Source organism: Actinotalea sp. JY-7876 (assembly GCF_014042015.1).
GTDB lineage: Bacteria > Actinomycetota > Actinomycetes > Actinomycetales > Cellulomonadaceae > Actinotalea.
The window spans coordinates 3,137,204-3,160,373 of sequence record NZ_CP059493.1 but is presented as its reverse complement, the minus strand read 5'-3'; the positions used below and the strand labels follow the sequence as shown (position 1 = coordinate 3,160,373).

General features: G+C 74.6%; 18 protein-coding genes. 14 read left to right on the top strand and 4 right to left on the bottom strand.

The window, feature by feature from the left end; genetic code table 11:
* The first annotated feature begins 49 nt into the window (after positions 1-49).
* The 4 genes from H2O74_RS14540 to H2O74_RS14525 all read left to right on the top strand — a co-directional run bounded on the left by H2O74_RS14540 (position 50) and on the right by H2O74_RS14525 (position 4,362).
* Positions 50-1,480, top strand: coding sequence for a sensor histidine kinase (locus tag H2O74_RS14540; protein WP_255491658.1), 1,431 nt, complete (start codon positions 50-52; stop codon positions 1,478-1,480).
* A complete protein-coding gene (locus tag H2O74_RS14535) occupies positions 1,477-2,157 on the top strand; it encodes a response regulator transcription factor (RefSeq protein ID WP_182112228.1) in 681 nt (226 codons plus the stop codon). Before H2O74_RS14540 ends, H2O74_RS14535 begins: the two co-directional genes overlap by 4 nt.
* A 121-nt stretch (positions 2,158-2,278) precedes the next feature.
* Positions 2,279-3,238 (top strand): ABC transporter ATP-binding protein, encoded by a 960-nt coding sequence (locus H2O74_RS14530; protein WP_182112227.1) that lies wholly within the window; start codon positions 2,279-2,281, stop codon positions 3,236-3,238.
* Complete coding sequence (locus H2O74_RS14525; protein WP_182112226.1) at positions 3,235-4,362, top strand: ABC transporter permease; 1,128 nt, start codon at positions 3,235-3,237, stop codon at positions 4,360-4,362. The genes H2O74_RS14530 and H2O74_RS14525 overlap by 4 nt, the downstream gene beginning before the upstream one ends.
* Positions 4,363-4,455: 93 nt before the next feature.
* Here H2O74_RS14525 and H2O74_RS14520 read toward each other — a convergent pair whose 3' ends face one another.
* Positions 4,456-5,835: a glycoside hydrolase family 5 protein gene (locus H2O74_RS14520; protein ID WP_182112225.1), complete on the bottom strand. Its 1,380-nt coding sequence runs from the start codon at positions 5,833-5,835 to the stop codon at positions 4,456-4,458.
* A 157-nt stretch (positions 5,836-5,992) separates the two neighbouring features.
* Between H2O74_RS14520 and H2O74_RS14515 the strand changes: the two genes are divergently transcribed.
* The 7 genes from H2O74_RS14515 to H2O74_RS14485 all read left to right on the top strand — a co-directional run bounded on the left by H2O74_RS14515 (position 5,993) and on the right by H2O74_RS14485 (position 15,133).
* On the top strand, positions 5,993-6,997 hold the full coding sequence (locus H2O74_RS14515) for a LacI family DNA-binding transcriptional regulator (protein WP_255491657.1): 1,005 nt from the start codon (positions 5,993-5,995) through the stop codon (positions 6,995-6,997).
* Between the two features lie 86 nt (positions 6,998-7,083).
* Positions 7,084-7,416: a YciI family protein gene (locus H2O74_RS14510; RefSeq protein ID WP_220457971.1), complete on the top strand. Its 333-nt coding sequence runs from the start codon at positions 7,084-7,086 to the stop codon at positions 7,414-7,416.
* The gene (locus H2O74_RS14505) at positions 7,413-8,672 is read left to right on the top strand and encodes an RNA polymerase sigma factor (protein ID WP_182112223.1); all 1,260 of its coding nucleotides are present in this window, start codon (positions 7,413-7,415) and stop codon (positions 8,670-8,672) included. Before H2O74_RS14510 ends, H2O74_RS14505 begins: the two co-directional genes overlap by 4 nt.
* A gap of 166 nt (positions 8,673-8,838) precedes the next feature.
* Complete coding sequence (locus H2O74_RS14500) at positions 8,839-10,206, top strand: ABC transporter substrate-binding protein (RefSeq protein WP_182112222.1); 1,368 nt, start codon at positions 8,839-8,841, stop codon at positions 10,204-10,206.
* Positions 10,207-10,256: 50 nt separating this feature from the next.
* Entirely contained in the window at positions 10,257-12,419 is a 2,163-nt protein-coding gene (locus H2O74_RS14495) for a hypothetical protein (protein ID WP_182112221.1), read from the top strand.
* Between the two features lie 63 nt (positions 12,420-12,482).
* Positions 12,483-13,811: an ABC transporter substrate-binding protein gene (locus H2O74_RS14490; protein ID WP_182112220.1), complete on the top strand. Its 1,329-nt coding sequence runs from the start codon at positions 12,483-12,485 to the stop codon at positions 13,809-13,811.
* On the top strand, positions 13,811-15,133 hold the full coding sequence (locus tag H2O74_RS14485; RefSeq protein WP_182112219.1) for a Gfo/Idh/MocA family protein: 1,323 nt from the start codon (positions 13,811-13,813) through the stop codon (positions 15,131-15,133). Before H2O74_RS14490 ends, H2O74_RS14485 begins: the two co-directional genes overlap by 1 nt.
* A gap of 77 nt (positions 15,134-15,210) precedes the next feature.
* On the opposite strand, the gene H2O74_RS14480 is transcribed toward H2O74_RS14485, so the two are convergent.
* From H2O74_RS14480 to H2O74_RS14470, 3 genes are all read right to left on the bottom strand, one after another.
* Positions 15,211-16,224 (bottom strand): AEC family transporter, encoded by a 1,014-nt coding sequence (locus H2O74_RS14480; protein ID WP_182112218.1) that lies wholly within the window; start codon positions 16,222-16,224, stop codon positions 15,211-15,213.
* 10 nt (positions 16,225-16,234) lie between these two features.
* On the bottom strand, positions 16,235-18,364 hold the full coding sequence (gene recQ / locus H2O74_RS14475; protein ID WP_255491655.1) for a DNA helicase RecQ: 2,130 nt from the start codon (positions 18,362-18,364) through the stop codon (positions 16,235-16,237).
* 134 nt (positions 18,365-18,498) lie between these two features.
* Positions 18,499-18,672: a hypothetical protein gene (locus H2O74_RS14470; RefSeq protein WP_182112217.1), complete on the bottom strand. Its 174-nt coding sequence runs from the start codon at positions 18,670-18,672 to the stop codon at positions 18,499-18,501.
* Between the two features lie 299 nt (positions 18,673-18,971).
* Between H2O74_RS14470 and H2O74_RS14465 the strand changes: the two genes are divergently transcribed.
* Genes H2O74_RS14465 through H2O74_RS14455 form a run of 3 tightly spaced genes read left to right on the top strand, consistent with a single transcriptional unit; the run spans position 18,972 to position 23,079 of the window.
* A complete protein-coding gene (locus H2O74_RS14465) occupies positions 18,972-19,766 on the top strand; it encodes a 3-ketoacyl-ACP reductase (RefSeq protein ID WP_182112216.1) in 795 nt (264 codons plus the stop codon).
* 24 nt (positions 19,767-19,790) lie between these two features.
* Positions 19,791-21,884, top strand: a complete 2,094-nt coding sequence (locus tag H2O74_RS14460) for an FAD-binding protein (RefSeq protein WP_182112215.1) — start codon at positions 19,791-19,793, stop codon at positions 21,882-21,884.
* Between the two features lie 13 nt (positions 21,885-21,897).
* Positions 21,898-23,079 carry a GDSL-type esterase/lipase family protein gene (locus tag H2O74_RS14455; RefSeq protein WP_182112214.1) on the top strand — a complete coding sequence of 394 codons (1,182 nt, stop codon included), beginning with the start codon at positions 21,898-21,900 and terminating at the stop codon, positions 23,077-23,079.
* The last annotated feature ends 91 nt before the right edge of the window (positions 23,080-23,170 follow it).

Here is a 23,170-nt window from a genome sequence, read left to right as displayed (position 1 = left end):
CTTGAGGGTGGCGTCCGTCACGTCCGCCCTGGCGGCTAAGGTCGGCCGCGTGGAACGCTCCCCGGCCGTCGCGAGCCGACCTGCCGACGACGTGGTCCTGGGCCCCGTCGGGACCGCGCCCGGGGCCGTCGAGCCGCCGGCGCCGTCCGCCGTCGACCCCGACATGGCCGGCTGGCAGCGACCGGGGCCGACGGCCGAGCAGCTGCGCGGGGACCTGCTCGTGGCGGCCTGCCTCTTCCTCGGCTCCGTGCTCAGCATGGCGCTGCTGCGCACGGCGGGCATCTACGACGAGCCGGCGGCGGGCTGGCTGTCGGTGCTCTGCCTCGCGCTCGGGACCCTGCCGCTCGCGGTGCGCCGCCGGTGGCCCGCCGCCGTCACCGTGCTCGTCGCGACCGCCTTCGTCCTCGCGGGGGAGCTGAGCGTCCCCGAGACGCTGTTCCTCAACATCTCGCTCTTCATGGCGCTCTACACGGTCGGGGCGTGGACCGCGGACCGGCGCCGCGCCGCGGTGGTCCGCGCCGGGGTCGTCACCGCGATGCTGATCTGGCTGGTCTACAGCATCTTCCGCGCCGCGACGGACCCGGACTCCCTGCCCGGGCTGTCCCGGGCCGGCGCCTTCTCGCCGTTCGTCGCCTACATGCTCATCCAGCTGCTGACGAACGTCCTCTACTTCGGCGGCGCGGTGTGGTTCGGCGAGCACTCGTGGACGTCGGCGCGCGACCGGGCGCGCACGGCCTACCGTGGTCGCCTGCTGCAGCTCGAGCGGCGGGTGGTCGAGCGCCAGGCCGTCGCGCTCGAGCGGCTGCGCATCGCGCGCGAGCTGCACGACGCCGTCGCGCACCACGTCTCCGTCATGGGCGTCCAGGCCGGCGCGGCGCGCGCGCTCCAGGCCTCCGACCCCGCGCGCGCCGCGGTCGCCCTCGAGCACGTCGAGGAGTCGGCGCGGCAGGCCATCACCGAGCTCCAGGGCCTGCTCGGCACGCTGCGCGAGGTGCCCGCGGAGGGCGTGACCTCGGGAGGGGTCGCCGTCGTGGGCCCCGGCGCGCGCGACAGCGTCGGCTCGCTCACGGTCGAGCGCATCCCGGACCTCGTCGCGCAGTCGAGCGAGATCGGCCTGCCCGCGACGTTCCAGGTGGTCGGCGACCCCGTCCCGCTGCCCCCGCTCGTCTCGCTGAACCTCTACCGCATCGCCCAGGAGGCGCTGACGAACTCCCGCAAGCACGGCGGCGTCGGCGCGCGTGCGGACGTCCGGCTGCGGTACCTGGGCGACGCCGTCGAGCTCGAGGTGGCCGACGACGGCGCCGGTACGCGCCGGGGGCCCGTCGCCTCGTCCGGCCTCGGCCTGGTGGGGATGCGTGAGCGCGTCGCGGCCGACGGCGGGACCCTCGACGCCCGCCCGCGCAGCCGCGGCGGCTTCCTCGTCCGCGCGCGCATCCCGCTCGACGCCGCGTCCGCGTCCACCGGCCGGGAGGCCTCGTGAGCCGGCCCGCCTTCCGCGTCCTGCTCGTGGACGACCAGGAGCTCGTGCGCGCCGGCATCGGCACGATCCTCGGCCTCCAGCCGGACCTCGAGGTGGTGGGCGAGGCAGGCACCGGGCGCGAGGGCGTGGAGCTCGCCCGCGCCCTGCGGCCCGACGTCGTCTGCATGGACGTGCAGATGCCGGACATGGACGGGCTCGAGGCGACCCGGCTGCTGACGGCGGACCCCGAGGTCCACGCGGGCGTGCTCATCCTCACGACCTTCCACCGCGAGGACTACCTGGCCGAGGCGCTCGAGGCGGGGGCCTCGGGCTTCCTGCTCAAGAACTCCCGACCCGAGCAGCTCGTCGCCGGCGTGCGCGCCGTCGCCGCGGGCGACGCCCTCCTCGCGCCGGAGGTGACGCGGGCGGTGATCGCGCGCGCCGTGCGGGTCCGCCGCGAGGCGGGGCCCGCGGCCACGCGTGGCCCGTCGCCCCAGGTCGCCGGCCTGACCGAGCGCGAGCGCGAGGTCCTCGTGCTCATGGGCCGCGGGCTGACGAACGACGAGATCGCGGCCGAGCTCGTGCTCGGAAGGGCCACGGTCAAGACGCACGTGTCCAACGTCCTCATGAAGCTGTCGCTGCGCGACCGCGTGCAGGCGGTCGTGTTCGCCTACGAGCACGGCCTCGTCGGGGGCTGAGCCTCCACCCCGGGGCGGAGGCCGAGGTTCCGCCCCGCGCCTGAGCCGCCGGAGCCGGCGGCTCCCTACGGTTGATCGTGTCGCGGGGAGGCCCCGCGGGACGTGACCCCCAGGGGGAGACATGCTCAGGCTGGACGGCATCCGACGGTCCTTCGGCGACCGCCTCGTGCTCGACGACGTCGGCTTCGCGGTGGAGCGCGGCCGCCTCACCGGTTTCGTCGGTGGCAACGGCGCCGGCAAGACCACCACGATGCGGATCATCCTCGGCGTGCTGTCGGCCGACGGCGGCACGGTGACCCTCGACGGTGCGTCGCTCAGCGACGAGGCCCGGCGGCACTTCGGGTACATGCCCGAGGAGCGCGGCCTCTACCCCAAGATGAAGGCGGCGGAGCAGCTCGCCTACCTGGCCCGGCTGCACGGCTACGACCGGCGCACCGCCGACGCCCGCGCCCGTGACCTGCTCGAGCGCCTGGACCTGGGCCCGCGCGCGGACGACGCGCTCGAGGACCTGTCGCTGGGCAACCAGCAGCGCGTCCAGATCGCCGCCGCCCTGGTCCACGACCCCGAGGTCCTCATCCTCGACGAGCCCTTCTCGGGCCTCGACCCCCTCGCGGTCGACACGGTCGTCTCCGTGCTCGCCGAGACGGCGGCCCGCGGCGTGCCGGTGCTGTTCAGCTCGCACCAGCTCGACGTCGTCGAGCGGCTGTGCGACGACGTCGTGGTCATCGCCGGCGGCCGGATCGCCGCGGCCGGCCCGCGCGACGAGCTGCGCGAGTCCTTCGCGGAGCCGCGCTACGAGATCGACTCGGCCGGGGACCTCGGCTGGCTCCGGACCGAGCCGGGGGTCGCCGTCGTCGAGTTCGACGGTGGCTGGGCCCGGTTCGACGCCGACGAGCAGGCGGCGCAGCGCGTGCTGCGCACCGCTCTCGACCAGGCGCCCGTGCGCGCGTTCACGCCGGTGCGCCCCACCCTCGCGGAGATCTTCCGCGACATCGTCCGCGACGAGGCGGAGCCCGAGGCCGGGCCCGACGCCGCCGACGCGACCCCGACCCTGCGCACCGAGAGCGAGCCGGCCCGATGAGCACTCCCGCCCCCACCCGCCCGCCCCGCCCCGCCGTCCCGGGCGTCGTCCCGGCGACGCTCATGGTCGCCGAGCGCGAGATCCTCGCGCAGGTGCGGACCAAGTCGTTCCTCATCTCGACCGCGGTCCTGCTGCTCGGCGTCCTGGCCGCCGTCATCGGCAGCAGCTTCCTGTCCGGGCGCACCGCGGAGGCCACGCAGGTCGCCGTCGTGGCGCAGACGGCCGACGTGGTCGAGGCCATGCCCGGCATGGAGCCCGTCATGGCGGACGACGCGGACGCGGCACGCGAGCTGGTCGAGTCCGAGGAGGTCGCCGCGGCCGTGCTCCCCGACGAGTCGGGGGAGAACCCGACCGGCATCACGGTCGTCGCGCTGACCGACGCACCGCAGAGCCTCGTCGGTGGCCTCTCGGTCGCGCCGTCGGTCGAGCTGCTCGACGCGGACGAGGGCGACGAGACCGGCCTGCGCTACCTGGTCTCCTTCGCCTTCGGCGCCATCTTCATGATGTCGGCGATGACCTTCGGCTCGACGATCGCCCAGAACACGGTCCAGGAGAAGCAGTCGCGGGTCGTCGAGATCCTGCTGTCCACCGTGCCGGCGCGGGCCCTGCTCGCGGGCAAGATCCTGGGCAACAGCGCCCTGGCGCTCGGGCAGACGGCGGCCATCGCCGCCGTGGCCATCATCGGTGCGGTCGTCACCGGTCAGGACGAGCTGCTCTCCGCGCTCGGTGGCCCGGTCGCGTGGTTCATCGTGTTCTTCCTCGTGGGCTTCGTGCTCCTGGCCTCGGTGTTCGCGGCGAGCGCCTCGCTCGTCTCGCGCATCGAGGACACCGGTCCGGTGCTCACGCCCGTGATGATGCTGACGATGACGCCGTACTTCGTCATCGTGTTCTTCAACGAGAACGCGCTGGTCATGAAGATCGCGTCGTACGTGCCGTTCAGCGCGCCGGTCGCGATGCCCGTCCGCCTGTTCCTCGGCGAGGCGGCCTGGTGGGAGCCGCTCGCGGCGCTCGCCCTGCTCGTGGCCTCGTGCGTCGCGGTCATCGCCCTCGGCGCGCGGATCTACGCCCGCTCGCTCCTGCGCTTCAGCGGGCGGGTCCGCCTCAAGGAGGCGCTCGCCGCCTGACGCCCCGCACGACCACCGAGCCCGCCGGTCCGGCACACCCCGCGTGTGCCGGACCGGCGGGCTCGTCGCGTCGATCGCTGCGCCGGCCGGGCCTCAGCGCAGGTGCGCGCGCAGCAGCGTGCTCAGGCGGGTGCGTTCGACGCAGCGGTCGAAGCGGAAGGACCGCGCGAGTTCCGCGGCGCCGTCGGCGTCGAGACCCGTGAAGCAACGCGCGTACTCGTCGACGAGCGGCTCCGCCAGCAGCACGTGCCGGACCAGCACGTTGATCCACTGGCGCGGGCCCCAGGGGTAGGGGTCGAAGTCCGGGAACTCGCGCGCGAAGAGGGCCTCGATCGGGTCCAGGACGTCGCGCGTGTGCGCGTCGCTCCCGCCCCACGAGTCGGTGCCGAGGCGCTGCTTCTTCTCGAGCGCAGGCCGGATGCGCTCCAGGTACGGCGAGGCGGGGTCGGTGGTGACCAGGCCCTGGCTGCCGACGTCCTTGTAGGTCCACAGGCTCCAGCTGGCGCCGTGCTCGCGGTAGATGTTCAGCTGGTCCTGCAGCAGGCGGTAGGCGCCGTCGACGCGCTCGGCGTCGCCGACGTAGATCGGGCCGAACTCGCCCACCCAGATCGGGGTTCCCGTGCGGCGCATCACCTCGGTGCGGCGCAGGAACGTCTGCTCGACCGTGCCGCGGTCGTAGTGCTGCCCGCGCGTCTCGCCCGGGTAGCGGCTGACCGCCGCGATGCCGGGCAGCGCGTAGTCGTGCGCGGTCCAGACCGTGTTCTCGAAGGGCTCGGCGAACATCGAGAAGTCGGTCGAGTAGCGGTTGCCGTCCAGGAAGAGCACGTGGTGCGGGTCGACGGCGCGGATGGCCCGCTCCAGCCGCGCGTAGAAGGGTCCGATCTTCTCGCCGGTCACGTCGGACGGCTCGTTGAGCGGGTTGTAGCCCGCCACCCAGGGGTCGTCCTTGAACCGGTCGGCCACGGCCTCCCACAGGTGCACGACGCGGTCCTGGAAGTGGCGGTGGTTCCAGAACTCCGCGTAGTGCGTGGGGTTGTCGGAGTGCCAGTGCTGGTTCTGCCGGCCCGGCGCGGCGTGCAGGTCGAGGATGGTGTGGATGCCGTGCTCGCCCAGGATGCGCACGACGCGCTCGAGGTGGCGCAGGCCGGACTCCTTGATCTCGAACGGGGCGTCGTCGTCCTCGAGGTGGAAGTAGCTGAACGGCACCCGCACGCAGGTCATGCCGAGCGACGCGAGGTGCGCGGCGTCGGCCTCGGCGAAGAACTCGAGCAGGAACGTCTCGAAGAAGGCCTCCGCGGGTTCCGGTCCGAGCACGCGCGTGACCGCGCGTCGCATCTGGGACTCGGTCGCGGGGTAGCCGGTGATGAAGTTCTCCATCGTCATCCAGCCGCCCAGCCCGACGCCGCGCAGGAGGACCTCCTGGCCGTCGGGCCGCACGAGGCGCGTGCCGTCGACCCGGATCGTGTGCGTCATGCGTCCTCCTCGTCGAGGGCAGGCGTGGTGGCGATGCCCGGTAACCGGTTACCATCGTCCCGGGCGACCCTAGGCGGCGCCGCGCGGGGTGTCCAGCCTGGCGATGGGATAGTGGCGCCCACCACCCGCGGACCGCGGGGCGACGAGGGGAGGGCGCGTGGCCGCGACGATGCGGGACGTGGCCAGGGCGGCCGGGGTGTCCGTCAAGACGGTGTCGAACGTCGTCAACGACTTCCCCCACGTCAGCGACGAGACGCGCCGCAAGGTGCGCGCGGCCATCGACGACCTCGGCTACCAGATGAACTTCTCGGCCCGGAACCTCAGCCTCGGCCGCACCGGGATGCTCACGCTCGCGGTGCCCGAGCTGAGCCTGCCGTACTTCGCCGAGCTCTCCGACGAGGTGATCGACGCCGCGGCCGCGCGCGGGTACACGGTGCTCATCGAGCAGACCGGCGGCTCGCGGGAGCGCGAGATGGAGGTGCTCTTCAGCGCGCGCCGGCGCATGACCGACGGGTTGATCTTCTCCCCGCTGGCCCTGCGCGGCCAGGACTCGCCGGCGCTCGAGGTGGACTTCCCGATCGTCCTGCTCGGCGAGCGCTCGCTGCACAGCCGCGTCCCGCACGTCGCCATGGCCAACACGGCCGGCGCCCGCGCCGCGACGGAGCACCTGCTCGCGCAGGGCCGACGTCGGGTCGCGGTGGTCGGGAGCTTCGACGGCACGGGCACGGGCGCGGGGTCCCTGCGTACCGACGGCATCCGCGCGGCACTGCGCGGGGCCGGGCTCGAGCTCGACCCGGGCCTCGTCGGCTTCACCGAGACCTGGAGCCGGTCCGCGGGTGCCGACGCGATGCGCGGGCTGCTCGACGCCGGGGCGCGCATCGACGCCGTCGTCGGGCTCAACGACGTGCTGGCGCTCGGTGCGATGCGGGTCCTGTACGAGCGCGGCGTCGACGTGCCCGGCGACGTCGCGGTGGTGGGCTTCGACGACATCGAGGAGGCGCGGTTCTCGCGCCCGAGCCTGACGACGGTGAACCCGGGACGCACCCAGATCGCCCGCTCGGCCGTCGAGCTGCTGCTCGCGCGGCTGGACGACGGCCCGGCGGCGGTCGAGCTCGAGGTCGTCGCGCCGCACCGGCTCGTGGTGCGGGAGTCGACCGCCTGAGGCGTGGCGGGTGTCCGATCGGGGCCGGCCCGTTCGTCGACATGGTGAGGGGCCCGTCCGGGGCCCGTGAGCGAGGAGGTTCCCCCGTGCGGTACGTGATCTCGGTGATCGACGACACGACAGGCTCCGCGACCGCGGCCGAGATGGCCGCCGTCGACGCGTTCAACGACCGGCTGCGGGCCGACGGCCACTGGGTCTTCGCCGCCGGCCTCGGCGCGCCGGCCACGGCGGCGGTGGTCGACGGCCGGTCGGGGGCCGAGCCGCTCGTCACCGACGGGCCGTTCCTCGAGTCGAAGGAGTACCTCGCCGGCTTCTGGATCGTCGAGGCCCCCAGCCGGGAGGTCGCGCTCGAGCTGGCGGCGCAGGGCTCGCGGCACTGCCACCGCCGGGTCGAGCTGCGGCCCCTGCTCGGGGGGTGAGCCGCGTGGACGCCCGCGAGGCGGCCGCGCGGGCCCACCGCGAGGAGTGGGCCCGCCTGGTCGGGCTCCTCGTGCGGCGCTTCGGCGACCTCGACATCGCGGAGGACGCGGCGGCGGAGGCCTTCGCCGCCGCGGTGGAGCGCTGGCCGGTCGACGGCGTCCCCGACCGGCCCGGCGCGTGGCTGACGACCACGGCGATGCGCAAGGCGGTGGACCGCGTGCGGCGCGAGAGCAGGCGCGAGGCCAAGCAGCTCGAGGCGTCCGCCCTGCACGCCGCCGACCCGCCCGCGCCTGCCGGTCCGTCGGGCCCACTGGGCGACGACCGGCTGCGCCTGGTCCTCCTGTGCTGCGACCCTGTGCTGTCCCCGGCGGCGCGCGTGACGCTGACGCTGCGCCTCGTCGGAGGGCTGACGGTCCCCGAGATCGCGCGAGCCCTCCTGGTGCAGGAGGACGCCGTCGGGCGCCGGATCACGCGGGCCAAGGCCGCGCTCAGGGCGACGGCCCGCGAGTACCGTCCGCCGTCCGCTGCGGAGCTCCCCGGTCGGGTGGCGGACGTGCTCACCGTGCTGCTCCTGGTGTTCGACGAGGGGTACCTGGCGACCGCGTCCGGACCGCTCCGGCCGGAGCTGACGGCCGAGGCGATCCGCCTGGCCCGCCTGCTGCACGACCTGCTGCCGGACGACGGCGAGGTGACCGGGCTGCTCGCGCTCATGCTCCTCACGGACGCGCGGCGGCCCGCGAGGGTCTCGGCGAGCGGTGACCTCCTGGCGCTCGACGAGCAGGACCGCGGGGCGTGGGACACCGCCCTGCTCGCCGAGGGGCACCGCCTGGTGCGGGAGCGGCTGGCGGCCGGCGTGCCACCCGGCCGCTACCAGCTGCTGGCCGCGGTCAACGCCGTGCACACCTGCGCGCGGGACGTCCGCGACACCGACTGGTCGCAGGTCCTGGCCCTGTACGACCAGCTCGTGCGTCTCGACCCCTCGCCGGTCGTCGCGCTGAACCGGGCGGTGGCGGTGGCCGAGCTCGACGGCGCGCAGGTGGCGCTGGCCCAGCTGGAGCCGCTCGCCGCGGCGCTGGCCGGGTACCAGCCCTTCCATGCCACGCGCGCCGAGCTGCTGGCCCGCCTCGGCCGGACGCGCGAGGCGGACGAGGCCTACGACTGTGCCGTCGCCCTGTGCCCGAACGCGGCGCAGGCGGCGGCCCTCGGGCGGCGCCGCGCGGCGCTCGCGGACGCCCGGTCCTGGCCAGCCCATTGACCCGACCCGAGCGGTGTGGTCTCCTTACACCGGTGTAAACCTCGCGGTGGCGAGGGCCGGCCTCGAGGGGCCGTACCTGGCGCGAGGTCGGATCGACTTACTGAATCGATTCATACCGCCCCGGCCGGGGCCGTATCGCCGCAACGACGCGGCAGGAGGGACGACGATGCGACCCACACGAGGAACCCACCGGAACCGCCGCACCGCACGCGCGCTGGGGGCCGGCCTGGCGACCGGCGTCCTGCTGCTCACCGCCGCCTGCTCGGGCGACGCCGGCGCGGGCGCGGGCGACGGGCCGACCGACGGCGCCGAGGAGCCGGCAGACGACTACGACCCGGACGCCCCGGCCACCATCCGCTTCGTCTGGTGGGGCAACGAGGAGCGCGCCGCCATGACCAACGCGGCGGTCGACGCCTTCGAGGCGGCGAACCCCAACATCACGGTGGAGACGGAGTCCGTCGACTTCACCTCCTACTTCGACCGCCTGGCGACCGGCGTCGCGGCGGGCGACGAGCCCGACGTCATCACGATGGGCGGCGCCTACCCGCGCGAGTACGGCGACCGCGGCGTGCTGCTCGACCTCGCGACGGTCTCGGACCACCTCGACCTCTCCTCGCTCGACGAGGGCGCCCTGTCCAACGGGTTCTTCAGCGACACCCAGTACGGCGTCCCCACGGGCGTCAACACCTTCGGTCTCATCGTCAACCCCGCGGTCTTCGAGGCCGCGGGCGTCGACCTGCCCGACGACGAGACGTGGGACTGGGACGACTTCGCGGAGATCGCGGAGGAGATCTCGGCGAACACGCCCGAGGGGACCTACGGCACCGAGGACCCGACGTCCCCCGACGTCCTGGACCTCTACGCCAACCAGCACACCGGCGAGGGCCTCTACGACGAGAACGGCGTCGTCATCGAGCCGGACATCGTCGAGCAGTGGTTCGAGATGACGAGCGGGCTCATGGAGTCGGGCGCCTCGCCCCAGGCCAGCCTCACGGCCGAGCTCGCCGGCCAGGCGGCGCCCGAGCAGACGCTCATCGGCCGCGGCCTCGCGGGCATGAAGTTCGGCTGGTCCAACCTGCTCACCGCGTACAGCTCGGCGGCGGGCCAGGACATGATCATGATGCTGCCCCCGGGCGAGTCGAACCACGAGGGTCCGGGGACCTGGCTCCAGGCGTCGCAGCTCTACACGATCAGCGCCAACAGCGAGCACCCGGAGGCGTCGGCCAAGCTCATCGACTTCCTGGTGAACTCGACCGAGGCGGCGGACTTCATCGGCGCCAACCGCGGCGTCCCGGCGAACCCGACCCTCCGCGAGCACCTCTCGGCGGACCTCGAGCCCGTCCAGCAGACGGAGTACGACTTCATCGAGCGGATGGCCGAGCACGTCGACGGCCACTTCGTCATCGGCCCGACGGGCTCGACCGAGAGCGTCGCGATCCTCACTCGGCTGAACGACGCCGTGCTGTTCGGGCAGATCGACCCCGCGCAGGCCGGCGAGCAGTTCGTCACCGAGCTGACCTCGGCGACGTCCTGAGCGCTCGGGCACACGCGGACCGACGGACGACGGGGCGAGGAGGCGGTTCGGTGCGCGTGGATCGCGAGGCCGTGGTGCGCAGGCACACGGTCCGGGTGACCGGCATCGAGCCGACCTCCCCGCTGACGGTCGGCAACGGGGAGGTCTGCTGGACCGTGGACGTCACGGGCCTGCAGACGTTCCCCGAGCAGTTCTCGGTGACGGACCCGGGAGGTGGTGCTCCCGGGACGTTGCTGGGCACGCAGGCGCAGTGGGCGTGGCACAGCACCCCGCGGCCGGACGGTGTGGACCTCGCGGCGACGCGGCGCCCCTACCGGACCTCGCGCGGTGAGGTGCCGTACGTCGACGCGGGGTCGTTGCACGGCTCGGACGACTCCGGGCTCGACGTGTCCCACCGCTGGCTCCGTGCCAACCCCCACCGCCTGGACCTCGTGCGCGTCGGTCTGGTGACCCGGCCGCCGGGGACCGGCGGTGGGGTGGACGGCGAGGGCGCGCCGCGCCCGTGGGCTGCGCCCTCGCCGTCGGACCTCGGCGCCGCCGAGCAGGCCCTCGACCTGTGGACGGGCGTCGTCGAGAGCGAGGTCGAGCTCGCGGGCCGCCGCCTGCGGGTCACCACGGCGTGCCACCCGCAGCGCGACGCGCTCGCGGTCCGCCTCGTGCCGGTGCCGGACGCGGCACCGGGCGCGGGCGGGCCCGGCGACGAGGGCGCGCACGACGTCGCCGTCCGCCTCGCCTTCCCCTACGGCTCCACGTCGTGGAGCAACGCGGCCGACTGGACGCGTCCCGAGGCCCACGTGACGCAGGTCGAGGACCGGCCCGACGGCGCCGTCGTCCACCGACGCTTCGACGGCGCCGCGGACGACGCGTACGTGGTGCGGCTGTGGACCGGTGCCCGCGCGGCGGCCGTCGCGCCGCACGAGCTCGTCCTGGACGCCGACGGCACGCTGGACCTGGTCCTCGAGGTGGCGCCTGCGGCGTCCGAGGTGCCGGCGACCCCGCTCGACGTGGACGGCGTGCTCGCCGCCTCGCGGGCCCACTGGCCCGCCTTCTGGCGGCGCGGCGCCGCCCTCGACCTGTCCGGCAGCACGGACCCGCGCGCGCCCGAGCTCGAGCGGCGCGTCGTCCTGTCGCAGTACCTCACCGCGATCCAGTGCGCCGGCTCGACGCCGCCGCAGGAGACGGGCCTGACGTGCAACAGCTGGCGCGGCCGGTTCCACCTGGAGATGCACTGGTGGCACGCGGCGCACTTCGCCGTGTGGGGCCGCCCCGACCTGCTCGAGCGCAGCATGGGCTGGTACGAGCGCATCCTGCCCGCGGCGCAGGAGACGGCCCGGACCCAGGGGTACGACGGTGCCCGGTGGCCCAAGCAGGTCGCCCCCGACGGGCAGGAGAGCCCGAGCCACATCGGGCCCTTCCTGCTGTGGCAGCAGCCGCACGTCCTGCACCTCGCCGAGCTGCTGCGCCGCGCCGCGCCGCCCGAGCGCCGGGGCGACGTCGTGGCGCGCTACGGCGCGCTCGTGGACCAGACCGCGCGCTTCATGGCCGACGTCGTCGAGCCGACGCCCCAGGGGTTCGCGCTCGGCCCCCCGCTCGTCCCGGCGCAGGAGTCGTACGCCGACGTGCGGGAGCGGGCGACCAACCCGCCGTTCGAGCTCGCGTACTGGGTGTGGGGCCTGCGCGTCGCGCAGCAGTGGCGCGAGCACGCCGGCCTGCCGCGCGAGCCGCGCTGGGACGAGGTCGCCGACGGCATGGCGCGGCCGCTCGTGCGCGACGGCGTCTACCCGGCGATCGGCGTCGAGCCGTTCACCGTGCGCGCGGACCACCCGTCGATGGTCTACGGGCTGGGCGTCGTGCCGGACACCGGGCTGCTGGACCCCGCCGTCGTGCGGGCGACGCTCGACGACGTGCTCGCCGACTGGGACTGGCCGAGCACCTGGGGCTGGGACTACCCGGCGCTGGCGATGACCGCCACGCGCCTGGGCGACCCGCAGGGCGCCGTCGACGCGCTGCTCCTGGACCTGCCCAAGAACGCCTACCTGCCCAACGGCCACAACCGCCAGACCGACCACCTGCCGCTGTACCTGCCGGGCAACGGCGGGCTGCTGGTCGCGGTCGCGCTGATGGTCGCGGGCTGGGAGGGCGGCGAGGCGCCCACGCCCGGCTTCGGCGCCGGCTGGAGCGTGCGCCACGAGGGCTTCGTGCCCCTGCCCTAGGGCACCACGACGTCGGGCGACACACCACGCGTCCGAGGATCCACCCGCACCACGAGGAGAACGATGACGGCACGTACCACCCGCCCGCCCGCCCGCCGCCGCACCGCCGCCGCGGCGCTCGTGATGTGCGCCGCCACCGCCCTGGCGGCGTGCAGCGGCGCCGACGCCGACCCGCAGGAGCCGACGGCGTCGGGTGACGAGCAGGAGCAGGTCCGCCTGCGGTTCTCCTGGTGGGGCAACGACAACCGCCACCAGACGACCGAGCAGGTGCTCGACCTGTTCGAGGAGAAGTACCCCCACATCGAGGTGGTCGGCGAGTACTCCGACTGGGGCGGCTACTGGGACAAGCTGTCCACGTCCGTCGCCGCGGGGGACGCGCCCGACGTCATCACCCAGGAGGAGCGGTACCTGCGCGAGTACGGCTCGCGCGGCGTGCTGGCGGACCTGGCCGAGCTCGACGCGATCGGCACGGACGACCTGGACCCGAGCGTCGCCAGCGCCGGCGAGTTCGAGGGTGCCCTCTACGGCATCCCGACCGGGACGCTGACCGCTGCCGTCCTCGCCGACCCGGCCACGTTCGAGGTTGCCGGCGTGCCGATGCCCGACGAGGACACGTGGACGTGGCAGGACTACGTCGACACCGCCGTGGCCATCAGCGCGGCGACGCCCGAGGGCACCTACGGCGCGCAGGACCACGGCTTCAGCGAGGTCGCCTTCGCGATCTACGCGCGGCAGCACGGCGAGGAGCTCTACGCGCAGGACGGGACGCTCGGCTTCGAGACGCAGACCCTGGCCGACTTCTTCGAGATGTCGGTCGAGCTGCGGGACTCGGGCGGCACCCCGCCCGCGTCGACGTCGATCGAGATCAACGCGGACTCCACGCGCTCGCTGATGGCCACGGGCACCGGCGGCATGGGCGTGTGGTGGACCAGCCAGCTCGGCCCGACCGAGGACGCCTCGGGCCGCACGCTCGAGCTGCTGCGGATGCCGGGCGAGACGGCCGGTGAGCGCACGGGCATGTACGTCAAGCCGTCGATGTACTACTCGATCTCGGCCGACAGCGAGCACCCCGAGGAGGCTGCGCTCCTGGTCGACTTCCTCCTGAACGACGTCGAGGCCGGCCGGCTCATCCTGTCCGACCGCGGGCTGCCCGTGAACCTCGAGGTGCGTGCCGCCCTGGAGAGCGACTTCACCGACGCGGACCGCCGGGCCGCGGAGTTCATGGAGCGCGTCGCGCCGACCATCGAGGACAGCCTCAACACCCCGCCCATCGGCGCCGGAGAGGTGGCCGGGATCATGGCCCGCATGAACGAGCAGGTCCTGTTCGACCGGCTCACGCCGCAGGAGGCCGCCGAGCAGTTCGTCTCCGAGGTCGAGGCGGTGATCGGCTGATGCGCCGCTTCGCCGTGGTGGGGACCGGTGCCCGGTCCCAGATGTACGTGGACGCCCTGGTCGGCGCCCACGCCGACGTCGGGGAGCTGGTCGCCTGGTGCGAGCCCAACCCGGGCCGCGCCGACTACGCCGACTCGCTCGTCCGCGCGGCGGGCCGGACCGAGCTCCCGGTGCGCTACGACGTGCCGGACCTCGAGCGCATGATCGCCGAGCAGCGGCTCGATGCCGTGCTGGTGATCAGCCCGGACTGGACCCACGCCGAGATGACGTCGCGCGCCCTGCGCGCGGGCGTCGACGTCGTGCTCGAGAAGCCGCTGACGACGACGGCGGAGGGCTGCCGCGAGATCGTGGCGGCCGTCGAGGAGTCCGGCAAATCGGTGATCATGACGTTCAACTACCGGTACTCCCCGCGCAACGCCGCGCTCAAGGAGGTCATCTCCTCCGGGCGCATCGGCCGCGTGACGAGCGTGCACTTCGAGTGGGTGCTCGACACGATGCACGGCGCCGACTACTTCCGGCGCTGGCACCGGGAGAAGGAGCACTCCGCCGGGCTGGCCGTCCACAAGGCGACGCACCACTTCGATCTCATGAACTGGTGGCTCGACGACGTCCCGGAGTGGGTCGTCGCGTCCGGCGCGCTCAAGTTCTACGGCGACGCCAACGCGGCGGCGCGCGGTCTGGGGGAGCGGCCGCCGCGCGGGACCGTCGACCCGCCGAGCACCGACCCGTTCGCGCTCGACCTGCGCAACGACCCCAAGCTCAAGGCCCTGTACTGGGACGCCGAGCAGCACGACGGCTACCAGCGGGACCGCGACGTCTTCGCGCCCGGGATCACGATCGAGGACAACATCTCGGCGCTGGTCGGCTACCGGGGCGGGCCGGTCATGAGCTACTCGCTCAACGCGCACAGCCCGTGGGAGGGCTACCGGGTGAGCGTCAACGGCACCGAGGGGCGCGCGGAGCTCGACGTCGTGGAGCGGGCCGCGGTGCTCGCGGGGCCGGACGGCCGCCTCGTCCTGGACGCGAGCTCGGTCGTCGACGACGTCGCCGACAGCGACCTGCGCCGGCACGGCGAGCGCCTGACGGTGCAGCGGCACTGGGAGAAGGCCGAGGAGGTCGAGATCGTCAACCAGCGCGGCGGCCACGGGGGCGGCGACGCGCTGCTGCTGCACGACGTCTTCCGCGGCACGGGCCCCGACCCGCTCGGGCGGCGCGCGGGCTACCTCGACGGCCTCCGCTCGGTCGCCGTCGGCCTCGCGGCGAACATCTCGATGGCGGAGTCCCGCCGCGTCGACGTCGCGGAGCTCGGCCTGCCCCTCTAGCTCCCCCGGGCCGACCCGGTTCTGGAACGGATCTCGCCGTCGCGGCGGCGAGATCCGTTCCAGAACGCGGCGGCGGGTCAGGAGAGCAGGGCGGCGATCCCGAGCAGGACGGGCAGCGCGAGCAGGGTCGTGACGAGCCCGGCGTCCCGTGCGAGTGCGCGGCCGCGGTCGTACTGCACGGCGTAGACCAGCACGTTCTGCGCGGTCGGCAGCGCCGCCATCGTGCCGACCGCCAGCAGCTCGACGCCCTCGAGACCCAGGGCGCGGCCCAGCAGGATCGCGAGCAGGGGGTGGACCACCGAGCGCAGCACGACGACGAGCGCGAGCTCGCGCGGGCGGCTGCGGTCGCGGTCCGCGCCGCGCCCCAGGCCGGCGACGGACATGCCGAACGTCAGCAGCGCGAGGGGGGCCGCGGCGGCGCCGATGAGCCGAAAGGGCTCGAGCACGACGTCGGGCACGTCCCACGGAAGGACGGACAGCACGACGCCGGTGAGCGCGCCGATGATGATCGGGTTGCGCAGGGTGCGGGCCAGGACCCGGCGCGCCCGGCCCAGGCCCCGGCCGCGGGCCGGGGCGGCGACGTCGTCGGCCGCGTCGGCGACCGGCTCCTGCCCGCCCGACGCCGCGTGCTCGCGCACCGGGTCCCGCTCGGCCTGGGCGTCCAGGATCGTGAACGCGACGGGCGCGAGCACGAGCAGCTGGAACAGGAGCGTCGGCACGACGGCGACCGCGTCCCCCAGCAGGTAGACCGCGATCGGGATGCCGAGGTTGCCGGCGTTGACGTACGAGGCGGCGAGCGTGCCGATCGTCGCCTCGCCCACGGGCCGCTTCCACAGCCCGCGCAGCACGGCCGCCGCCACGGCGACGACGACGAGCGTGGTCGCCGCGATGACCAGCGCCTGGCGCGAGAGCAGCAGGGCCAGGTCGGCGCGGGCGATCGTCACGGCCAGCAGGCTCGGCGCGGCGATGACGAACACCGCGCGCGCGAGCACCTGCTCGGCGTGCGGCCCGAGCGCGCGCGACCGCGCGAGCAGCCACCCGACGACGGCGATCGCCGCCATGGTGCCCAGGGCGGCGAGGACGGCGCCCATCAGCGCGCCGTCACGCGGTGCCGGCCGGCTCGGCCCCCCGCGCGGGCGGCGCGTCCGGCTCGTCGGCCCCGGGGGTGCCGTCCCCGTCGCCTGCCGAGCCGTCGCCGCCGAGCGCCGCGAGCAGCGTCCGGCCGTACCGCTCCAGCTTGGCCGCCCCGACGCCGCTGACCGAGCCGAGCTCCTCGAGCGTGCTCGGCAGGCGGGTCGCGATCTCGCGCAGCGTCGCGTCGTGGAAGACGACGTACGCGGGCACGCCCTGCTCCTTCGCCGTCGCGGCGCGCCAGGCGCGCAGCTGCTCGAAGACGTCGGTCGCCTCGGACGTGAGCTCGGGCGCTGCCGCCGTCGGGGCGCGGCGCGACGAGCGCACGCGCGCGGGCCGCGCGGCCTCGTGCCGGAGCGCGACCGTGCGCGTGCCGCGGAGCACCTCGGCGCCGGCGTCGGTCAGGCGCAGCGTCCCGTAGCCGTCACCGTCGACCCCGAGCAGGCCCTGCGCGAGGACCTGCCGCACGACGCCGCGCCACTCCGGCTCGGACAGGTCCGCGCCGACGCCGAACACGCTCAGCGACGCGTGGCCGAGCTGCTGCACGCGCGGCGTCTCGCGGCCGAGCAGGATGTCCACGAGGTGGCCCGCGCCGTAGCGCTGGCCGCGCTGGTCGAGGCGGACCACGGTGGACAGGAGCTTCTGCGTGGCGACGGTGCCGTCCCACGTGTCGGGCGGCGAGAGGCACGTGTCGCAGTTGCCGCACGGCTCGGAGGCCTGGCCGAAGTACGCGAGCAGCTGCACGCGGCGGCAGCCCGCGGTCTCGCAGAGCGCGAGCATGGCGTCCAGGTGCGCGGACAGCCGGCGGCGGTGGGCGGCGTCGCCCTCGGACTGGTCGATCATCCGGCGCTGCTGGACGACGTCCTGCAGGCCGTAGGCGAGCCAGGCGGTCGACGGGAGGCCATCGCGGCCCGCGCGCCCGGTCTCCTGGTAGTAGCCCTCGACGGACTTGGGCAGATCCAGGTGGGCCACGAAGCGCACGTCCGGCTTGTCGATGCCCATGCCGAACGCGATGGTCGCGACCATGACCAGGCCGTCCTCGCGCAGGAACCGCGACTGGTTGGCGGCACGCACGCGCCGGTCCAGGCCCGCGTGGTACGGCAGGGCCGTGATGCCCTGCGCGCTGAGGAACTCGGCCGTCTGCTCGACCGACGCGCGGCTCAGGCAGTAGACGATGCCGGCGTCGCCCGCGTGCTCCGTGCGCAGCAGGTCGAGCAGCTGCTGACGCGGGCTCGCCTTGGGCACGATGCGGTACTGGATGTTGGGCCGGTCGAAGCTCGCGACGAAGTGCTTGGCGCCGGACTCCTCGCGCAGGTCGAGGCGCTCCGCGATCTCGCGGTGCGTCGTCTCCGTCGCCGTGGCGGTGAGCGCGATCCGCGGGACCGCCGGCCAGCGCTCGTGCAGCACCGACAGCTGCAGGTAGTCGGGACGGAAGTCGTGCCCCCACTGGGACACGCAGTGCGCCTCGTCGATCGCGAACAGCGCGATCTCGCCTCGGTCGAGGAGCTCGAGCGTCGACGGCACGCGCAGGCGCTCGGGTGCGAGGTAGAGCAGGTCCAGGTCGCCCTCGACGTACGCGCGCTCGACCTCGCGGCGCTGCGTCGGGTCCTGCGTCGAGTTGAGGAAGCCCGCGCGCACGCCGGCCGCCGACAGCGCGTCGACCTGGTCCTGCATGAGGGCGATGAGCGGGGAGACGACGACGCCCGTGCCCGGGCGGACGAGCGCTGGCACCTGGTAGCAGAGCGACTTGCCCGAGCCGGTGGGCATGAGGACGAGGGCGTCGCCGCCCGCCACGACGGTGTCGATGATCGCGGCCTGCTCGCCGCGGAAGCTGTCGTAGCCCCAGACCTCCCGCAGGACCTCGAGGGGCGTGGGCGCCGGGCCGACGCGCTCCGCGGCGCGCGGGCGCGCCGGTGCGGTTGCTGCGCGCGCTACCGGCGCCGTCGCCGCGGGCGCCGGCCGTGCCCGGGACGGGGGCGGCGGGGACGCATCGGGCGGGGGCGCGGCGTCGTACTCCGGGTCGTAGGGCGGCTCGTCGTCGTACGAGACGTCCCATGCCAGGTCGGGCGCCGACGGCGACTGCTCGGGGGACGTGGGCACGCCACCACCCTACGTTCCGCCACCGACGCCGCCCCGGCGGTCCACCGGCCGTCGGCGTCCGGCCCTGCGTGGCGGCTCAGGCCGGCGGTGCGGCCCCGTCCTCGGCCGCGTGCTCGGCCCGCCCCCCGGGGGTGTCAGCGCCCGGGTGCGTCCTCGGTGGGCAGGTGGTCCGGGTCGCCGCCCGAGAGCGTGGCGCGCAGCTCGTCCGGGGCGTCGTCGGGCAGGCCGGACAGCGTCGGGCCGTCCTCGCGGATGCCCGTGCCGTGGGGGTGCGGACCGTCCGGCACGGCGTCGAAGTTCTCGGTCACGGTGTCCTCCTCGGTAGCGGCCGGGGCGCCTGCCCGCCGACCCCGACGCTATGCCAGCCACGCCCACCCCGCCCGCCGGCCAGCGAGCCGCTCGCCGGCCGGCGAGCCGCGCGGTTTTGGCACGCATCCGGGTGTCCGCGCGCCCGCATCCGTGCCAAAACCCGCGGACGGAGCGCTGGGGGCGGTGAGTCGCCGGTGCGGCAGGGACCGGGAAAGCGCTTGCCGAACCCCCGCGGGACCTGGCAGGATCGGCGGGCGGGTCGTCGTCGGGCGGGCCGTGGGACGACGAGAGGGCGACGATGCCGCGCGTGGCACTGGTGACCGGCGGGAACCGTGGCATCGGGCTGGGGATCACCCGCGCCCTGCTCGCGGAGGGGTGGCGCGTCTCCATCCTCGCGACGCGTGAGGAGCCCGCCGACCTGCTCGCCGAGCTCCGCGACGAGGCGGGCGACGTCGACCGGATCCGCTACGTGCGCGGCTCGGTCGCGGACCCCGAGGACCACGCGCGCTACGTCGACGACGCCGTCGACGCCTGGGGCCGCCTCGACCTGCTGGTCAACAACGCGGGCGTCGCGCCCGAGGTGCGCGCGGACCTCCTGGACGCCACCCCCGAGAGCTTCGACCGCGTGCTGGGCATCAACCTGCGCGGCCCGTACTTCCTCACCCAGACGTTCGCGAACCGCGTCATCGCGCTCCGCGGTCCGCTCGAGGCGCTGCCCGAGCCGCCCGCCGGTCCCGTCGCGACCGTCGTGAACGTCTCCTCGGTCTCCGCCACCACCGTCTCGACCAACCGCGGCGAGTACTGCATCTCCAAGGCCGGCGTCGCGATGGCCACCCAGCTGTGGGCCGCGCGCCTGGCGCCCGAGGGCGTCGTCGTCCACGAGGTGCGCCCCGGCGTGATCGCGACCGACATGACCGCGGGCGTCACCGAGCGTTACGACGCCCTCTTCGACGGCGGCCTCGCCCCGATGGCCCGCTGGGGCCGTCCGGCCGACGTCGGCCAGGCCGTCGCGATGCTCGCGTCCGGCCGCACGCCGTACTCGACGGGCGAGGTCTTCCACGTCGACGGCGGCATGCACATCCCCCGTCTCTGACCGACCTGCGACCTGGAGGTCGACATGACGCACGAGCCTGCGCCCACCCACGAGCCCGAGACGCTGCGGATCGCCGGACGCGACGTCCCCGTCGTCACCGCCACGACCGTCGTCGTGGGGACGGGTTCCGCCGGGTTCTGCGCGGCCGACCGCCTCTGGGAGCTGGGGCACGACGACGTCGTCATGGTCGCGGACAAGGTCAACGCGGGCTCGAGCCGCAACGCGGGCTCGGACAAGCAGACCTACTACAAGCTCACGCTCTCGGGCGGCGACGGCGACTCCGTGCGGGAGATGGCGCAGACGCTCTACGCGGGCGGCGCGATGGACGGCGACAACGCGCTCGCGGAGGCCGCGCTGTCGGCCCGCGGGTTCCTGCGGTTGTGCGACCTCGGTGTCCCCTTCCCGCAGAACCGGTACGGCGAGTTCATCGGCTACAAGACCGACCACGACCCGCGCCGGCGTGCGACGTCGGTCGGCCCGTACACGTCCCGCTCGATGGTCGAGCAGCTCGAGAAGAAGGTGCACCGCAACGGGACGCGCATCTTCGACGAGTGCCGCGTGGTCGAGGTGCTCACGCGCCCCGGCGCGGACGGCGGGCGCGAGGTCGCCGGCCTGCTCGTGCTGCGCACGGACGTGCACGTCGACCCGGACGACCCGACGGCCTCGCCCTTCCTGCTGTTCCGCTGCGCCAACCTCGTCTACGCCACGGGCGGCCCCGCGGGCATGTACGCGACGCGCGTCTTCCCCAACGGACAGTGGGGCGCGTCCGGGGCGGCGTACCGCGCGGGCGTGCACGGCAAGAACCTCACCGAGTGGCAGTTCGGGCTCGCCTCGACCAAGCCGCGCTGGAACGTGTCCGGCACGTACATGCAGGTGGTGCCGCGCTTCGTCTCGACGGACGCCGACGGCGGCGACGAGCGCGAGTTCCTCACCGAGGCGATCCCCGACTACGGCCGCCTCATGTCGCTGGTCTTCCTCAAGGGCTACCAGTGGCCGTTCGACATCCGCAAGGCGGTCGACGGGTCCTCGCTGATCGACCTGCTCGTCTACCGCGAGACGGTGCTGCGCGGGCGGCGCGTGTTCCTCGACTTCCGGCGCAACCCGGTCCGCGACGAGTTCGACCCCAGCGCCCTGTCGCCCGAGGCCTACGCCTACCTGGAGCGCGCGGGCGTCCTGTTCGGGACGCCGATCGAGCGGCTGCGGCGCATGAACGAGCCCGCGTACCAGTTCTACCTGGGCAAGAACCCGTACGTGGACCTGGAGCAGGAGATGCTCGAGGTCGACGTGTGCGCGCAGCACAACAACGGCGGGCTGCTCGTCGACGCGTGGTGGCAGTCGAACGTCACGGGGTTCTTCCCCGTCGGCGAGGCGGGCGGCGCGCACGGCGTCTACCGGCCGGGCGGCGCCGCGCTCAACAGCGGCCAGGTGGGTGCGACGCGGGCGGCGCAGTTCATCGCCGCGCACCGCGGCCCCTCGACGGTCCCGCCGGGCGAGGCCTTCGACGCCGCCGCCGCGGCCGCCGTCGCGGGCGCGCACGACCTGGTCGCGCGGGCCACGGCGCGGGCGGCGTCGGGCGCGCCGGACAACACGGGTGACCTGCTGCGCGACGTCGGCGTGCTCATGAGCGCGAAGGCCGGGCCGGTGCGCTCGCCGGACTCGGTCCGCGAGGCGCTCGCGCAGGTCACGGCGTGGCTCGCGGCGTACTCCGACGTCGTCGTCGCGGACGGCGGCTCGCGCCGCGCGGTCAACCGCACCTTCCTGGTCCGCGACATCCTCACGACGGCCTACGTCTACCTGCACGCGATGGTCGACTACGTCGAGCACGGCGGGCGCTCGCGCGGGTCGGTCCTCTACACCGACCCCGAGGGGTCCCTGCCGCGGCGCGGCCACGGGCCCGACGCCGACGCCGAGCTCGACCTGCCGGAGATCTTCCGGTTCCGGCTCGACGGCGGTGTGCTCGACGGCGAGGTGCAGGAGGCGGCGTGGTCGCCCGACGGCGGCGCGGGCGAGGAGGGCACGACGACGCTGCGGTGGCGCCCGCGCCGGCCCGTGCCCGAGGACGACGACTTCTTCGAGAACGTCTGGCGCGAGTTCCGCGAGCACGGCAACGTCCACTGATCTACTCCTGACCATGGGACTGCGCGACGTGCCGCTCGTCGGCGGACCGGTCGAGATCCGGGGCGTCGCGGAGGTGGAGCCGACGGCCGAGGGGCTGCGGCTGCACCGCCTGCCCGCCGCCGCGCGGGCCCAGCTCCCGGACGACTTCCTGCGCATGACCCAGGAGCAGCCGTCGGGCGCGCGCCTGGCGCTGCGCACCACGGCGCGACGGCTCGAGCTCGACGTCCGGCTGCGGCGCACGCTCTCGGTCAACCGCCCGTCCGGCGAGCCCGGCGTGGTCCCGCCGGCGCAGCCGTGGGAGGCCGTGGCCGACGGCGACGTCGTCGCCACGGTGGTGCCGGGCGGGGGCCACGGGCTGGTCGAGATGGACTACGCCACGCGCCGGGCGACGTGGACCCCGGCGCCCGTCGTGACGCTCGCGTTCGAGCTCCCGCCCGGCGCCTCGGAGGTCGAGGTGTGGCCCGCGTTCGGGGAGGTGGTGACGCTCGTCGCGCTCCGGGCCGACGGCGACGTCGCGCCGCCCCGCCCGGCGCCCGGTCCCCGCTGGGTCCACCACGGCAGCTCGATCAGCCACGGCGCGTCGGCGGACCGCCCGACGGGCACCTGGGTCGCCGTCGCCGCACGCGCGCTCGGCCTGGACCTGGTCAACCTCGGGTTCTCCGGCAACGCGGTGCTCGACCCGTTCGTCGCGCGTGCGATCCGGGACCAGCCCGCCGACCTGATCACGCTCAAGCTGGGCATCAACGTGGTCAACCACGACGTGATGCGCCGCCGCGCCTTCGTCCCGGCCGTCGAGGGGTTCCTGGACACGATCCGCGAGGGGCACCCGACGACGCCGGTGGTCGTCATCTCGCCGATCCTGTGCCCGATCGTCGAGGACCGCCCGGGCCCGACGTCGATCGACCCGGCCTCGCCCGCGAGCGCGCCGGTGTTCCGCACGACGGGCCGGCCCGAGGAGCTCACCGAGGGCAAGCTGAGCCTGCGCGTGATCCGTGAGGTGCTCGCGGCGGTGGTGCGGCGGCGCGCCGCCGAGGACCCGAACCTGACGTATCTCGACGGGCGTGAGCTGTTCGGCCCGGCCGAGAGCGACGCGATGCCGCTGCCGGACCGCCTGCACCCCGACGCCGCAGGCCAGCGCCACATCGGCGAGCGCTTCGCCGGCCTCCTCCCCACCCTGGCGCCCGGCCTCCTCTGACCCGACCGCCCCACGAGCACCACGCTCCGCGCATTGCGAGGCGCAGCGGCGACGGGTCACGGCCGCTCGGGTGCTGCGGGCACCCCGAGCG

Excerpts from the sequence above, each read along its gene's own strand:
- H2O74_RS14530 (WP_182112227.1), top strand. The coding sequence starts at position 2,279 with ATGCTCAGGCTGGACGGCATCCGACGGTCCTTCGGCGACCGCCTCGTG.
- H2O74_RS14460 (WP_182112215.1), top strand. The coding sequence starts at position 19,791 with ATGACGCACGAGCCTGCGCCCACCCACGAGCCCGAGACGCTGCGGATC.
- H2O74_RS14520 (WP_182112225.1), bottom strand. The coding sequence starts at position 5,835 with ATGACGCACACGATCCGGGTCGACGGCACGCGCCTCGTGCGGCCCGAC.
- H2O74_RS14465 (WP_182112216.1), top strand. The coding sequence starts at position 18,972 with ATGCCGCGCGTGGCACTGGTGACCGGCGGGAACCGTGGCATCGGGCTG.
- H2O74_RS14525 (WP_182112226.1), top strand. The coding sequence starts at position 3,235 with ATGAGCACTCCCGCCCCCACCCGCCCGCCCCGCCCCGCCGTCCCGGGC.
- H2O74_RS14490 (WP_182112220.1), top strand. The coding sequence starts at position 12,483 with ATGACGGCACGTACCACCCGCCCGCCCGCCCGCCGCCGCACCGCCGCC.
- H2O74_RS14455 (WP_182112214.1), top strand. The coding sequence starts at position 21,898 with ATGGGACTGCGCGACGTGCCGCTCGTCGGCGGACCGGTCGAGATCCGG.
- H2O74_RS14485 (WP_182112219.1), top strand. The coding sequence starts at position 13,811 with ATGCGCCGCTTCGCCGTGGTGGGGACCGGTGCCCGGTCCCAGATGTAC.
- H2O74_RS14480 (WP_182112218.1), bottom strand. The coding sequence starts at position 16,224 with ATGGGCGCCGTCCTCGCCGCCCTGGGCACCATGGCGGCGATCGCCGTC.
- H2O74_RS14500 (WP_182112222.1), top strand. The coding sequence starts at position 8,839 with ATGCGACCCACACGAGGAACCCACCGGAACCGCCGCACCGCACGCGCG.